14 protein-coding genes are annotated in these 14,701 nt (G+C 60.3%); 4 read left to right on the top strand and 10 right to left on the bottom strand.

All coding sequences use genetic code 11. The annotated features are described in order from the left end of the window. Nucleotides 1-166: 166 nt before the first annotated feature. The 9 genes from ccoS to DMO26_RS22705 form a co-directional block, all read right to left on the bottom strand. Entirely contained in the window at nucleotides 167-313 is a 147-nt protein-coding gene (gene ccoS / locus DMO26_RS22750) for a cbb3-type cytochrome oxidase assembly protein CcoS (RefSeq protein WP_117194441.1), read from the bottom strand. After that, nucleotides 310-2,598 (bottom strand): cation-translocating P-type ATPase, encoded by a 2,289-nt coding sequence (locus DMO26_RS22745; RefSeq protein WP_117194440.1) that lies wholly within the window; start codon nucleotides 2,596-2,598, stop codon nucleotides 310-312. Before DMO26_RS22745 ends, ccoS begins: the two co-directional genes overlap by 4 nt. Then, nucleotides 2,595-3,089, bottom strand: coding sequence for a FixH family protein (locus DMO26_RS22740; RefSeq protein ID WP_117194439.1), 495 nt, complete (start codon nucleotides 3,087-3,089; stop codon nucleotides 2,595-2,597). Before DMO26_RS22740 ends, DMO26_RS22745 begins: the two co-directional genes overlap by 4 nt. Next, nucleotides 3,086-4,687 (bottom strand): cytochrome c oxidase accessory protein CcoG, encoded by a 1,602-nt coding sequence (ccoG, locus tag DMO26_RS22735; protein WP_117194438.1) that lies wholly within the window; start codon nucleotides 4,685-4,687, stop codon nucleotides 3,086-3,088. The genes DMO26_RS22740 and ccoG overlap by 4 nt, the downstream gene beginning before the upstream one ends. A gap of 275 nt (nucleotides 4,688-4,962) precedes the next feature. Beyond that, nucleotides 4,963-5,826 (bottom strand): cytochrome-c oxidase, cbb3-type subunit III, encoded by an 864-nt coding sequence (gene ccoP / locus DMO26_RS22725; protein WP_117194436.1) that lies wholly within the window; start codon nucleotides 5,824-5,826, stop codon nucleotides 4,963-4,965. A gap of 1 nt (nucleotide 5,827) precedes the next feature. After that, nucleotides 5,828-5,980, bottom strand: coding sequence for a cbb3-type cytochrome c oxidase subunit 3 (locus DMO26_RS22720; RefSeq protein ID WP_117194435.1), 153 nt, complete (start codon nucleotides 5,978-5,980; stop codon nucleotides 5,828-5,830). An 11-nt stretch (nucleotides 5,981-5,991) separates the two neighbouring features. Beyond that, on the bottom strand, nucleotides 5,992-6,723 hold the full coding sequence (ccoO, locus tag DMO26_RS22715) for a cytochrome-c oxidase, cbb3-type subunit II (RefSeq protein WP_117194434.1): 732 nt from the start codon (nucleotides 6,721-6,723) through the stop codon (nucleotides 5,992-5,994). A gap of 12 nt (nucleotides 6,724-6,735) precedes the next feature. Beyond that, nucleotides 6,736-8,364, bottom strand: a complete 1,629-nt coding sequence (gene ccoN / locus DMO26_RS22710; RefSeq protein ID WP_117194433.1) for a cytochrome-c oxidase, cbb3-type subunit I — start codon at nucleotides 8,362-8,364, stop codon at nucleotides 6,736-6,738. 335 nt (nucleotides 8,365-8,699) lie between these two features. Continuing rightward, nucleotides 8,700-9,764 (bottom strand): LacI family DNA-binding transcriptional regulator, encoded by a 1,065-nt coding sequence (locus DMO26_RS22705; RefSeq protein WP_117194432.1) that lies wholly within the window; start codon nucleotides 9,762-9,764, stop codon nucleotides 8,700-8,702. Between the two features lie 162 nt (nucleotides 9,765-9,926). On the opposite strand from DMO26_RS22705, the gene DMO26_RS22700 reads away from it, so the two are divergent. The 4 genes from DMO26_RS22700 to DMO26_RS34820 all read left to right on the top strand — a co-directional run bounded on the left by DMO26_RS22700 (nucleotide 9,927) and on the right by DMO26_RS34820 (nucleotide 13,549). Beyond that, a complete protein-coding gene (locus tag DMO26_RS22700; RefSeq protein WP_162895029.1) occupies nucleotides 9,927-10,874 on the top strand; it encodes a dihydrodipicolinate synthase family protein in 948 nt (315 codons plus the stop codon). Nucleotides 10,875-11,118: 244 nt separating this feature from the next. Then, the gene (locus DMO26_RS22695; RefSeq protein ID WP_117194431.1) at nucleotides 11,119-12,504 is read left to right on the top strand and encodes an MFS transporter; all 1,386 of its coding nucleotides are present in this window, start codon (nucleotides 11,119-11,121) and stop codon (nucleotides 12,502-12,504) included. A 249-nt stretch (nucleotides 12,505-12,753) separates the two neighbouring features. After that, a complete protein-coding gene (locus DMO26_RS34825) occupies nucleotides 12,754-13,239 on the top strand; it encodes a LysR family transcriptional regulator (protein WP_264319369.1) in 486 nt (161 codons plus the stop codon). Next, entirely contained in the window at nucleotides 13,166-13,549 is a 384-nt protein-coding gene (locus tag DMO26_RS34820) for a LysR substrate-binding domain-containing protein (protein WP_319025409.1), read from the top strand. The genes DMO26_RS34825 and DMO26_RS34820 overlap by 74 nt, the downstream gene beginning before the upstream one ends. Nucleotides 13,550-13,736: 187 nt before the next feature. On the opposite strand, the gene DMO26_RS22685 is transcribed toward DMO26_RS34820, so the two are convergent. Then, nucleotides 13,737-14,531 (bottom strand): UTRA domain-containing protein, encoded by a 795-nt coding sequence (locus DMO26_RS22685; RefSeq protein ID WP_205421254.1) that lies wholly within the window; start codon nucleotides 14,529-14,531, stop codon nucleotides 13,737-13,739. Between the last annotated feature and the right edge of the window lie 170 nt (nucleotides 14,532-14,701).

The following is a 14,701-nucleotide window of genomic DNA, read 5'->3' as shown; positions in this document are numbered from 1 at the left end:
ACGAAATCCGGTTGAGTGCCGGATTGCGCCTTGCGCGCCGTGGCAGGATTAAGGGGCGGGAGAGATTCCGCGCCTTTCCGCATCAATGGCCTCGCCAGGAGATGCGCCCCGGATGCATCTGACGATCATCACCGACACCGGATGATTCCCAAGGCCGGCGGCTCGGCTACTCCGGCGGGTCTTCCTGCAGCGCGCGCCAGGCGGCGCCGTCGAGATCTTCGTACTGTCCGTTCTTCAAGGACCACAGGAAGGCAAAAAGGCCCAATCCACTGAGGAAAAGTGCGATCGGGATGAGATAGATCAGCATGTTCATGCGAAATGCGCCTTCCGGGACGGCATCTGAGTAGATCCTGCCGGAGCCGTGGCGAGATGCTCCGTCGCTGCGAGCCGATTGAGCCGAAGCGCATTGGCGACCACGATGATCGACGACGTGGACATCGCAATGGCTGCGATGAGGGGTGTCGCGTGCCCCGCCAGTGCAATCGGCACGGCAATGATGTTGTAACCGATCGCGAGAGCGAAGTTCTCGCGGATCAGCCGTCCGGCGCGTCGTGAGACGTCGATCGCCAGCGGCACCGATTCGAGGTTCTCGTGCATGAAAACGAAATCGGCGGCCTGCCGGCCGATATCGGCTGCGGTCGCCGGCGCAATCGAAACATGCGCGGCAGCCAGCGCCGGCGCATCGTTGATGCCGTCGCCCACCATCACCGCCTTGCGGCCTTCCTTCGCAAGCGTCTCACAAAATTCGGCCTTCTCCCGTGGCGAAAGCTCCGCCTGCCATCGGTCGACGCCGAGACGCTGCGCGAGAACGCGAACCGTACCCCTGCGGTCGCCGGACAGGATGCCGGTCGAAAAGCCCTTGGCCGAGAGTTTGCCGACAGCAAGGCCGGCGCCCGGACGAATCTGATCCTCGAACCGGAATGTCGCGAGCTCCTGCCCATCGCGTGACAATACGACTTCGAGAGTGGAGGGATCGGCTGCCTCGTCATTGTTTTCGCCACAGGCAAAACGCCGGTTTCCCAGCCTGTACATGCCCTTTGCGGTCCGGCCCTGCAGGCCTTTGCCCGGCAACTCCTCCACCCCGTCGAAAACCGGGATGGGGCCGGAAGCGATGCCGTAGAGCGCCTTGGACAAAGGATGGCGCGAATGGGCCGCAAGACCGGCCGCAACGGCAAGATGGCACGGCGTCGCCTTTCCGACATCGATCAATGTCGGCCTGCCGAGGGTCAATGTACCGGTCTTGTCGAACAGCACGGTATCGACCTCGGCCAGTCGTTCCATGGCCGAACCGTCCTTGACCATGATGCCGTTCCTGAACAGTCGCCCGGCGGCAACCACCTGCACGACCGGAACCGCAAGGCCAAGCGCGCAGGGGCAGGTGATGATCAGCACGGCGATGGCGATCAGCATGGCCCGTTTCCAGTCCCCGCCCGCAAGGCCCCAGTAAAGGAAGGATGTCAGAGCCAGAAGATGGACCGCAGGCGAATAATATTGAGCGGCGCGGTCGGCAATGCGGCGATAACGTGCTCTTCCTCCTTCGGCGGCCTCCATCAGCGAAATGACCTCGGAGAGGAAGGAATCCTTTGCGGCGGCTGTCGCCCTCAGTATCAGGGAGCCGGTTAGGCTCACGGTGCCTGCCTGAACTGCATCGCCGGCCTTGACCGATCTCGGCGCGCTTTCCCCGTTGACGATGGACACATCGATGTCGCTTGCACCGCTTTCGACGATCCCGTCGACCGGTACGCGCTCACCCATAGCGATCGCCACCTGGTTGCCCGGCAGGATGTCTTCCACGGCGCGGTATTCGTGCGAGCCGTCTTCGCCGATCACCATTGCCCCGCGCGGTGAAAGCCGGGCCAGTCCGGTAATCGCCGATCGTGCGCGATCCCGCATGATGTGGTCCAGGGTGCGGCCGATCAGCAGGAAGAAGAGCAGCGAGACCGTCGCGTCAAACCAGGCGTGCTCCCCGTGATGCATCGTCTCCCAGAGCGAGACCCCGTAAGAAAGCGTGATGGCGAGTGCGATCGGTACGTCCATGTTGGTACGGCCGCGGCGAAGCGCGTGCCATGCGGACTGATAGAAGAACCGGCCGCCATAGATCAGCGCGGGGGCTGCAATCAGCGCGGAGATCCAGTGAAAGAGATCACGGGTGGCAGCCTCCGCCCCGGACCATACCGAAACCGAGAGCAGCATGATATTGGCTGCGGCGAAGCCGCAAAGCGCGACGGCCCGGATCAGTTCCCGCTGCAGGTTCTCACCCATGTCCTCGGCGTTCACGAACAAGTGCGCATCGTAACCCGTTGCATTGACGATCGCTTTCGCCAAGGCGGCGGGATCGGCAGGATCAGTGCCCGTCCTTTCCTTCCAGACGATCGATACGCGCTTCGTGGAGAGATTGACCCTGGCGCGATCGACGAAGGGCAACGTCTTCAGCGCTTTTTCGATGGTGGTGATGCAGGTGCCGCAGTGAACCTGCGGCACGCTGAGATCCGTTTGCCGAAGTCCCGGGCCGACAATCCGGCTCGAGAGCATCAGTTCCTCCGAAGAGGGTAGGGGGTGATCGAACGAACCGTCGGCCCCGGGCGCGCAGCAACTCATTCCCGTCCCCCGATGATAGCGATGCGTTCGACCTGGTGCAGTACACGGTGGCCGTCCCGCATGGCGCTCGCATCGACGATCCAATGACCGGGCAGCAATTCATGGGTGGCGGAAAAAACTCCCTTGCCGGCTGGCTTCAGGTCAAGTTCGAAATCCTGATGTTCGCCAACCGGCCGCTTGAATGTCAGGACGAGGGAATCGGCCGTCACCGGCCCGTCCTTGGGATGGCTGATCTCGTAGCGGACAGTCGAGCCGATCGCAGTCAGCTTACCGGTGACGCCGGTCGCAGTCAGCGCCCGTGCTTCTGCTGCCTTGCTGTTGAACTGCTGGCTCGCAATATAGGTATTGTCCGCCACCAGCCCGCTCCAGCTCGTCACGGCATTGTAGGCCATGTAGATATTGACCGAGATGATGGTGCCGAAAAAGAGCACCATGACGGCCGCCATATGCCAGCCGGTGAAGACGAAGGATTTGGCTGAGGTCGTATTCATCGTCTGTCTCCTGTCTTGGCTTCCGGGGTGTTGAAGACCGCCTTGTGGGCATCTTTTTCGTGGCTGGACCGATCTTCTGCGATAAAACGGAAATCGTCTGCTCCGGTGGAGGGAGTGCCCTTCGGAAGGGTCACGAAGACCTTGAGCGCCAACGCCTTGTCAGGTTCCACCTGAACCGCAAACAGGCGGCCGGGCACATCGGTGACGCCGGTGATCTTCATCGTCGCCTCCGGAAGCCCGTCCATCGAAACCAGGATCGTGCGCGGTTCCGGAATCATGTTGAGCAGCCTGATCGTATAGCCGTTGCGGATCGAGCCGTCCGATTCCAGGACGAACTGTGGATTGCGGTCATGCAGGACGTTGATCTCCAGCCGGTCGCGCGAAAGCAACGCATAGACGAGACCGAGGCCGACGGCAGCCCAGACGCCGAAGTAGAACATCGTCCGTGCACGGAAGATGATGCGCCAGTTGAAATGGCGGACCGCATCGATGAACCAGCCGTCCGGCTTGCGCACCCGCGCCGGTTCGATGGCGGTGGTGCCGCCGTTCGTTGCAAGCGCCATGTTCGCTTCGTATTCGTTGAGGGTGGCATAGGCGATGAGGCCGCGCGGCTTGCCGATCTTGTCCATGACCCCGTCGCAGGCGTCGATGCAGAGTGCACAGGTAATGCAGGCGAGCTGCTGGCCGTCGCGGATGTCGATGCCCATGGGACAGACGGCGACGCAGGCATTGCAATCCACGCAATCGCCGACGGGTTGCCCTGCAGCGGCGGCCTTTTTGGCATGCCGGCTGCGCGGTTCGCCGCGCCAGTCGTTATAGGTTACGACGAGCGAATTCTCGTCCAGCATGGCGGCTTGGATGCGCGGCCAGGGGCACATGTAGATACACACCTGTTCCCGCATCAGCCCGCCGAGGACATAGGTGGTGCCTGTCAGGATTGCGACGGTCGAATAGGCGACCGGTGCGGCCTGACCCGTGACGAAATCGAAGGCAAGCGACGGCGCGTCGGCGAAATAGAAGATCCATGCGCCGCCGGTGGCGATCGCGATCGCAATCCAGATGGCATGCTTGGCAACGCGCTTCCAGATCTTGTTGAAGGACCACGGAGCCGCGTCGAGCTTGATGCGCGCATTCCGGTCGCCCTCCACGAAACCTTCGACGGCGAGGAAGAGATCGACCCATACCGTCTGAGGACAGGTATAACCGCACCAGGCCCGACCGACAGCGGATGTCAGGAGGAAAAGGCCGAAGCCCGCCATGACCAGAAGTCCCGCGACGAAGAAGAATTCCTGGGGCCAGATTTCGATGAAGAAGAAGTAGAAGCGACGGCCGGCAAGATCCACCAGCACCGCCTGATCGGGAGCGAAAGGGCCGCGATCCCAGCGGATCCAGGGAGTGAGATAATAGATGCCGAGGGTGATGAGCATCACCAGCCACTTGAAGCGACGGAATTGCCCTTCCGCGCGTTTCGGGAAGATCTTCTTCCGCTTCTCATAGAGCGGTTCTCGGGGTTTGCCCGGCGAATGCACCGGCTTGACGTCGATGCGTTCAACGGACGATTCATCGGGGCCGACCCCAGGGGCGGTATAGAGGTTCATGGAAACAATCCTTTGTCCCCTATTTGTCTCACCTCGTCACGCGCCCATCCTTGACATGGGTCAATTGTGGTGGCCGGCGCGCTTCGCGGAAGCGTGAGCGCCATACCAGTTTGGCTAGAAAAAAAGTCAGCCAGGGCCTTGAGGGCTCCAGCCATGCGATCGGCTAGCATGACCTGTGCCAAGCAATTGCCCGTGCGGAACCTGAAAAAGTGAAACGACCGGAGCATTTGCGCCCCGATCGGCATTGAGCTGCTGTATCCCACGGCAGGGAGTGATCACTCCCCGCCGCCGAGAGAGTGGATGTAGACGGCGAGCTGCTTCACCGTCGTATCGCCGAGACGACCTGCCCAGGCGGGCATGACGCCGTGTTTCGGCGAGCGGATCTGATTGGCGACCTCGGCTTCGCTCTGCACCTTCAGCCAGATAGCGTCGGCAAGATTGGGAGCACCCATGTCACGCTTGCCTTCGGCTTTTTCACCATGGCAGGCGGCACAGTTATCCGCAAAGACCTGCTTGCCGGCTTCCACAAGGCCGGGCTGGCGCGGCGTGCCCGTCAGGCTGACGACGTAGGCGGCTACCTGATTGACTTCCTCCGGCTTGAGGATTTCGCTGAACGCCGGCATTTCGGAAACACGGGTTTCCGGATCGACGCTGTCGCGAACCCCATGTGCAACGGTCTGATAGATTGCGTCGATATCGCCGCCCCAGAGCCATTCGTCGTCGTTTAGGTTGGGATAACCCTGGCCGCCGCTCGCGCCCGTCCCGTGGCACGGCGTGCAGTTGACGCGGAACGCGGCCGCGCCGCCCGCCGTCGCGAACTGGGAAAGTTGCGGATCGGCAAGGATGTCGCCGAGGGACGTGTTGGAGATTTTCTCAAGCACGGCTCCCTGCGCGGCCCGCGCCGCATTGATGTCGGCGGCAAGCTCCGCGCGGCTCGAGAAACCGAGAACGCCGCGGGTAGCGCCGGTCACCAGCGGCCAGGCCGGATAGAGAATGCAGTAGACGATCGCCCAGAGAATGGTCGCATAGAAGGTGTAGACCCACCAGCGGGGCATGGGATTGTTGAGCTCGCGAATGCCGTCCCATTCGTGGCCGGTGGTTTCGACGCCGCTCAGGTCATCGATATGTTTGTCCGCCATGTTAGTCCTCCTTCAGAGGGATCTGCGCAGCCTCGTCGGCCGCGGCTTTTGCGCCCGGGCGCAGGGTGAAGACGAGAACGCCGATGAAGAAGAGGGTCATGGCAAGCAGACCCCAACTGTCGGCGAAGTGGCGCATGGCCGTGTAGAGTTCCATCTCTCTTCTCCTCAGCGGTAGCCGGCGGCATCGTCGTAGGTCGAGAAATCGACCAGCGTGCCGAGCATCTGGAGGTAGGCGACCAGCGCATCCATCTCGGTCAGAGTGCCCGGATTGCCGTCGAAATCCCCGACCTTGGCTTTGGGATAGCGAGCAACGAGTGCCGACGTATCGGCATTCGGGTCGGCCTGTGCCGAAAGGTCGGCCTTGGCGTTCTCGATCATCTCGTCCGTATAAGGCACGCCGACGGTGCGATTGGCCTTGAGTTCCATCGAGACGTCGGTGACCTTGAGTGGCGTCTCCTTGAGGAAGGCGTAGCTGGGCATTACGGATTCGGGAACCACGTCGCGCGGTTCGACGAGATGCTGCACGTGCCATTCGTTCGAATAGCGATCGCCGACGCGGGCAAGGTCGGGGCCTGTACGCTTCGATCCCCACTGGAAAGGATGATCGTACATCGACTCCGCCGCCAGGCTGTAGTGGCCGTAACGCTCCACCTCGTCGCGGAAGGGGCGGATCATCTGGCTGTGGCAGACGTAGCAGCCTTCGCGAAGATAGATGTTGCGCCCGGCGAGCTCGAGCGGCGAGTAGGGCCGCATTCCTTCCACCTTCTCGATGGTGTTCTGGAGATAGAAAAGCGGCGCGATTTCCACGATGCCGCCGATCGAGACGACGAGCAGCGAACCGACCAGCAGAAGCGTGGCATTGCGTTCGATGATATGGTGTTTGTCAAGTATGGACATGTCTGAGCCTCCTTACTCGGCCGCTTGCAGGGCAGGGGTAGTAAGCGAGCCGCCGATGGAGGCTTCCTTGCGCTGATAGCCGAGGATGGTCATGGTGATGTTGAAGGCCATGATGAGCGCGCCGGCGAGGTACATACCGCCCCCGACCGCGCGCAGCACGTAGTAGGGGAACATGGCCGCGACGGTTTCCGCGAAGGAATAGACGAGGAAGCCCTGGTTGTCGTATTCGCGCCACATCAGGCCCTGCTGCACACCGGCAACCCACATGACCGCCGCATAGACGACGATGCCGAGGGTGGCGAGCCAGAAGTGCCAGTTGACCATCCGGACGCTATAGAGGCGTTCCCGCTTCCAGAGTTTCGGCACCATATAGTAGACCGCTCCGAAGGTGATGAGGCCGTTCCAGCCGAGCGCACCCGAGTGCACGTGACCGATCGTCCAGTCCGTATAGTGGCTGAGCGAGTTGACCGCCTTGACCGACATCATCGGGCCTTCGAAGGTCGCCATGCCGTAGAAGGCGACGGCCATGACCATCATGCGGACGATCGGGTCGGTACGGATCTTGTCCCAGGCGCCCGAGAGCGTCATCAGGCCGTTGATCATGCCGCCCCAGGAGGGCATCCAGAGCATGACCGAGAAGACCATGCCCAGCGTCTGGGCCCAATCGGGCAGGGCTGTGTAATGCAGATGATGCGGGCCGGCCCAGATATACATGAAGATCAGAGCCCAGAAGTGGATGATCGACAGGCGGTACGAATAGACCGGGCGGTTAACCTGCTTCGGAATGAAGTAGTACATCATGCCCAGGAAGCCGGCCGTCAGGAAGAAACCGACGGCGTTGTGGCCATACCACCACTGGGTCAGGGCATCCTGCACGCCCGAGAAGGCCGAATAGCTCTTGACGCCGAGGAAGGAGGCCGGAACCGCCAGGTTGTTGACCACGTGCAGCATGGCGATCGTGACGATGAAGCCCAGATAGAACCAGTTCGCCACATAGATATGCGGCTCCTTGCGTTTCAGGATCGTTCCGAGGAAAACCGCCAGGTAGGCGACCCAGACGACCGTCAGCCAGAGGTCGACATACCATTCGGGCTCGGCATATTCGCGGCTCTGCGTGATACCGAGAAGATAACCGGTTGCAGCCATAACAATGAATAGCTGGTAGCCCCAGAAGACGAACCAGGCGAGGTCGCCGCCGAAGAGGCGTGCACGCGACGTACGCTGCACGACATAAAAGGATGTCGCGATCAGTGCATTGCCGCCGAAGGCGAAGATGACGGCCGACGTGTGCAGAGGCCGCATGCGGCCGAAGTTGAACCAGGGCTCGATATTGAGCCCCGGGAATGCCAGCTGCAATGCAATCACCAGGCCGACCAGGAAACCGACGACGCCCCAGAAAACGGTGGCGATGGTGCCGTATTTGACCACCTCGTCGAAATATTCCGATTGTGGTGATGCTTTTCCCACAGCGCCGTTCGGGGCAAAGGAGACCCTGCGGAGCATGACGGTAGTGCTGATGAGCAGCACGAAGAATAGGACCCACATGTGGGCGGCGAACAAACTATCGTGGGCATAGGCTGCTCCGAGCAATGCAAGGAAGGTGCCTATCGCCAAACAGATGGTTTCCGAGACGTGATTCATGGTCTTTAGCCTCGCAGCGCGCTTGCGCGATGCCGGTTGATGGATTGTGGACCATGTTTTGCTGACATAAAGGCTGAGTCCGGGCTTTGATTTGCGTCAACGTTGCCCGTGCAAGATGCAGGCGGCCGTCCTGGGGGACGGAACAAGAACTACGCAAAATTGTACGAGGCTTTTATCAACCAAAGACAGCCGGCAGATTTGATGTTGCTGCCTCTGCTATGACATTCGCTTTCCACTCGGCGCGGCGGCATGATCGCCGGCTGCATGAGATTGCAACCCTTGCTCGTCTTATGGGAGCGGCTTCGCTCGGGGGCGTTTGGATTGATGGCAGCCGGTCATTTCGACCGATCAATGAACGTCTCATATCTTAGAGCATCAACAGACCGGGTCGACTTCCGCGGAATGAGCGTCGGAGCCGAAACCCGGATGCGATCATCCGGCGATAACGTGTCGCTTCCGAGCAAATCAAGCGCATTCGCGGCGATCTGCTCGAAGGCCACCCGCAAAGTGGTCAAGGGAGTGGAGAGATGGCTGACAATGGGGATGTCGTTGTAGCCGACCAGCGAGACGTCGCCCGGCACCGACAGGCCCATGCGCATCAAGCCCGACAGTGCGCCGATGGCCGTGTTGTCGTTTACCGCGAAGATCGCGGTCGGCGCCTGCGGCAGCCGCATGATCTCCTCGGCGGCTTCCGCGCCGGATTCGATGCCGAAAGTCGATGGTACGATGAGGGATGTGTCGATCGCCAATCCCGCTTCCGCCATAGCCTGACGATAGCCTTCCACACGGGTACGCGCGCTCGAGGCATAGGAAGGTCCTGCGATGACGCCGATCCTGCGATGGCCAAGATCAAGCAGGTGCCGCGTGGCGAGATATCCGCCAAGCCGGTCGTCGCCAACCGACGAGAGGCTGTGGCCGTCGGTTCTAAGTGCCAGAACCGTCGGCACACCCCTTGCCGCCAGCACATCGGGAAAGTCATCGTCGTCGCGCGCCGTCGATAGAATGAGACCATCGACGCCGCGCTTCAGAAGCGACTCCGCAGCCAACCGATCCGCTTTCGGCTTGTCGTCCGTGGTTGCGACGATGGCAAATCGCCCCGTCCTACTGCAGGCTTTTGCAAGGGATTCGTAGAGCATCGCCATAACGGTGTCCGTGAGCCTGGGCACGATAACCCCGACTGTCATGGTGTTGCCGCGTCGGAGACTGGCCGCAGAAACATCCCTGACGTAGCCGAGATCCTCGGCGATCTTTCTTACGCGCCTCGCTGTTTCGCTGTCTGAGCGCGGCAGGCGTTCGTCCAAAATCCGCGACACGGTCGATTTAGAGACGCCGGCCGCGGCCGCGACGTCGAGAATGGTTATGCGCGTCTGACGAGGGCTGTCTTCAACTATTGAATCCATTACGGATTTTTATCCTGCGAGTTCTGATGTGCTTAGAGGGTTCATGATGCCTGAAAAATTCTATTGACTCCAGCAAAATCGGAACCGATATTGGGAACGTTCCCATTAACGATCCCATCACTGTCGCGAAAGCAGACAGCGACGGCAAGGAGGAGACTACCTATGAACCCGATGGACCTCAGAGGCCTGAGCCCGGCACCGGTCACCGCATTCAGCCGTGACGGCGAAGTCGATTACGCGGCCAACGCGCGCGTTGCCAAATGGCTGGCCTCGATGGATGGCGTAAAGAGCCTTGTCATTCTCGGCCATGCCGGTGAGGGCACCTTCCTGACTGAAGAGGAACGCCTCAAGCTCATTCGCACCTATGTGGAGGCAGTCAACGGCGCGATCCCGATCATCGCTGGCATCACCGGTGAGGGCACGAAGGTTGCCGCCGAAGAGGCCAAGAAGTGCAAGGCAGCCGGCGCAACCGGTGCGCTTGTCTATCCGAACCACGGGTGGTTGCGCTTCGGTTTCCAGAAGGGGGCTCCGCAGGATCGCTACAAGGCAATCTGGCAGGAATCCGGTCTGCAGTGCATCCTCTTCCAGTATCCGGATGCCACCAAGGCTTCCTACGATCTCGACACGCAGCTCGCCATTGCGACACAGGACGGCGTTGTCGCCACCAAAAACGGCGTTCGCAACATGAAGCGCTGGTATGTCGAAATCCCGGAGCTGAAGAAGGCAAACCCGAACCTGCAGATCCTCAGCTGCCACGACGAATGGCTGCTGCCGACCATGTTCGACGTCGACGGCCTGCTCGTCGGGTACGGCAATATCGCGCCAGAGCTGCTGATCGATCTCATCAAGGCCGGCAAGGCGCAGGATTATCCGGAAGCCCGCAAGATCTTCGAACGCCTGCTGCCGGTCACCCGCGCCGTCTACCATCGCGGCTCGCATATGGAAGGCACCGTCGCCCTCAAGCTCGGCCTCGTTCATCGTGGCGTTCTCGATCACGCCACGATCCGCGAGCCGCTGAAAAACCTCGGTGAAAAGGCCGAGGCCGAAATCTTCGCCGCCTTCGATGCCGCGGGCATCGGCCGTGTCGAGCAGCTTCTGGCTGCCGAATAAAGGAAAAAGGCGCCTCCGCCGCCGGTCGGCGGAGGCGTATTCGTGGGGGGAGATTGCGGATGCATCAGGGAATGATGCTCTGCAAAGGCACCAGATGTGATACGCTGAACCGCCACCTCCGCCCATGAAGGAGCCGCGCCTTCGGACCGCCACCTGCAGGATGCGGTGGATCCGAAGCGAGATGTTCAACGCGTAGGTTCATGCCAGGTCGGGAGAGCCAGGGGCCGGGCAGAGGGAGGATGAAATGAACATGGAACAGCGAATGACGGCGGACGCTACGCCCGTCATCGATCCGCAAGCAGACATAAGCGCGCGACTGGAGCGGCTGCCCATCACCCGAGAAGTGTTCTGGGCCCGCAACATCGTCGGCGCCGCGACATTCTTCGATGGCTACACCGTCATTGCTATCGCCTATGCTATGCCGGTACTCGTGCGCGAATGGGGCCTGACACCCGGCCAGACAGGCATGATCCTGTCGATGGGGTATCTGGGGCAGCTGATCGGCGCTGTATTGTTCGGCTGGCTTGCTGAGAAGATTGGCCGACTCAAGGTTCTTCTCTTTACCATCCTGCTCTTCGTCAGCATGGACGTCGCCTGCCTCTTTGCAGCCGGTGCGGCAACGATGATGGCGTTTCGCTTCGTCCAGGGTATCGGCACCGGCGGTGAAGTTCCGGTCGCCAGCGCCTACATCAACGAGTTGATCGCCTCGAAAGGTCGCGGGCGCTTCTTCCTTCTCTATGAGGTCATGTTCCTGCTCGGCCTCGTCGGAGCCGGCCTGATCGGTTACTTCATGGTGCCGCTCTACGGCTGGAAGGCCATGTTCGTTGTCGGCCTGATCCCGGCCGTGCTGATGATCCCGCTGCGTTGGTTCCTCACCGAGTCACCCCGTTGGCTCGTTGCCAACGGGCGTTACGAGGAGGCCAATCGCATCGTCACCAAGCTGGAGAACAGCGCTCGTGCTGCGGGGAGAGAACTTCCGGAGCCCAAATTCGTTGCCGCTCCCGCCCGGAAATCGACCGACTGGCGCGAACTTTTCCAAGGCATCTATCTCAAGCGCACGCTTTCCATATGGGCCATGTGGTTCTGTGCCTATCTGGTCGCCAATGGTACGATCACCTGGCTGCCCACCCTTTATCGCCAGACCTTCAACCTTCCGCTCGAAACCAGCATATTCTATGGGTTCGTAACATCGGTCGGCGGCGTTATCGCAGCGGTGATCTGCGCTCTGCTCATCGACAAAGTCGGCCGCAAGCGCTGGTATACAGGGGCATTGCTGATCGCTCCCATCCCGCTTGCGATACTGGCTTGGCTCGGCGCGACGTCTGCTGTGCAGGTCCTGGTGCTGGCCGGCCTTGCCTATGCCATCGTCCAGACAGTCACGTTCTCGCTGTATCTCTATTCCGCGGAGATCTACCCGACACGCCTTCGGGCCATCGGGACGGGCAGTGGAAGCGCGTGGCTTCGTCTGGGATCCTCGGCAGGTCCGATCGTGACGGGGTTCCTGCTCTCGTCGATGGGCATCCAGTACGTATTCGCGGTATTCGCTGCGCTTCTGCTGCTCGGTGCGCTCATCACCGCATTGTTCGCGGTGGAAACCAAAGGCCGGACGCTGGAAGAACTTTCCCCATAACATCACGGTTTCAAAGCCGGTTTTTTTAAAAAAGGGCGCCCGGCTCTCCGCCGGGCCTCGCTTCATATTGAAGACGAGTCGTTTCTTCACCGCTTCCGATTAGGTGCGGTTGCAATGTGATAGAAAGAGGTGGAGCTTAGGTTCCAGTACGGCTCCGCGAGCTAGCTCGGTTTCGTATACCTGTGCCGACGAACAGCGACAGTTGCGGTCTGATTGAAAGTCCTACTCAAAAGTGACAGACCGTTGTTTATGGCAACAACAATAGACTTTCTCGAGATGCAGACTTTCGTCGCTGTCGTGACGGAAGGATCTTTCACCGCGGCAGCTGAGTGGCTGGAGACGGACAAGGCTAGGGTCAGCCGCATCGTCCGACGAATGGAAGAAAAGCTGGGAGCCCGTCTTTTGAACCGATCGACGCGGCACCTCAGCGTGGCTGAGGTCGGACGCGACTATCTCGAACGCGCCTCATCGATACTAGCCGCCGAAGCAGCCGAAGCCTTGGTAGCCCAGCGAACCCAAGAGTCGAAGGGACGGCTCAAGGTGACAGCGGGCCCAGAATTCGGAACGACCCGCGTCGATGGCTGGATCGCCGATTTTTTGCGTCTGAGGCCGAAAGTGACCGTCGAAGTAGAATACACCAACCGACTTATCGATATCGTTCATGAAGGTGTCGATGTCGCGATACGCATCGGGCCACTCCCAGGATTCAGAGCTTTCGGCCCGCAAGCTGGGTGAGCTTCGGTATGGTCTTTATGCGTCGCCTGGATATCTGGAGCGCGCTCGGGCAATCCGCACAGTCGATGACTTGAAGCTTCATGACCTCATCATGCATACGCCACACGGCCGTCCGACGTGGACTTTGGTGAATGGCGAGAAGACGGAAGCGGTAGCTCAGATGCCCCGCTGTGTCGTCAATAATACTATGACAGCTAGGAATCTGGCGCTGTCCGGCTTGGGGATCGTCCAGCTTCGATTGCTTCCTTGTGCTCAAGGGGATGTCGCATCAGTAGGCGAGGCTTTGCAACTATGTCACTCAGTCTCGTGATTTTAGGCGATGTTTGTCTCGCCTTCCCAACGATGGTCGGCGATAGACGAAGGCCGACCAGATTGTTGGCCTGATCGGCAACAGTCTGTTGCTCGACTTCTCACTGTTCGCATCTCTATCAGATCATACTTTCCGTCCGTGCCGCTTGCAGTGGCTCCGACCATCCAGATGCGCGCCAGATGATCTGTTATTCGTCTGAGGGCAGCGGCGACGAATTTGCCACGTCAACCTCAATCAGGACGGCGTCGTGCCGCCAGTATTCGAGGTCGCAGTCACGGACGCTTTCATCACGTGCGTGATTGACCCGGGTCACCAGCAATGCCGGGCTGCCGCTCGAAACACGAAGCAGGCCCGCTATGTCGCCGCTCACGGCCGTGGGAATAATCTGGTACGTCATCCGCCCGTAGTCGAAGCCGTAGACGTCCCGGTAAAGCTCGGTCAGTGATACCGAAAGGTCGCGCTCGAACAAACCGGGGAAAACATCCGGGGAAAAATAGTGTTCGACGTAGAGAATCGCTCGTCCATTGATCGAGCGCACCCTGCGGATGCAAGCAAGCTGCTGACCCTCAGGGATGTCGAGCAATGCGCAGACGCGCGGTGGCGCAGTCACGATGCGCGTATCGATGACCACTGTGCTTGGCGTGCGCCCCTGCTGCGTCGCTGATAGCGTGAAATGCCCGCGCGATTGCGGATTGTAGACGAAGCGCGTCGGCGACACGAACCAGCCGCGCCGTTCCTCGCGGTAGATGAGGCCTTCCGTCTCGAGTTGGATCAGGATCTCGTGCAGCGTGACACGCGACGTCTCGAACTCGAGGCACAATTGCCGCTCGGAAGGAAGCCGTTGACCCATTTCGTAGATGCCGCCCCTGATCCTGTCCTGGAGCACCGATTTTATTGATTTTACACGCCCCATTCCGCCTTTGCGCATCCCCTCGTTTGTGTTCGCGCTTTCGCCACCCTCTTGCTCGGGTAATTTTTTCACAATGGTTACCTTGTCATTAAGCCGTCACGGAAAACTTCTAGCTTCAAGCCGCTGGACTAGTCCAGAAAGTCCAGCATTTTATGTAAGCCAAATTGCCGATGTGTCCGTGCCGTAAAAGGTCCCCTACCATGACATTGCACGTTTCTTTTCTTGCCGCCACAGCCTTACCG

Source organism: Rhizobium terrae (assembly GCF_003425685.1).
In the GTDB taxonomy this organism is placed as follows: domain Bacteria; phylum Pseudomonadota; class Alphaproteobacteria; order Rhizobiales; family Rhizobiaceae; genus Neorhizobium; species Neorhizobium terrae.
This window is presented reverse-complemented; position numbering and strand designations above follow the sequence as displayed.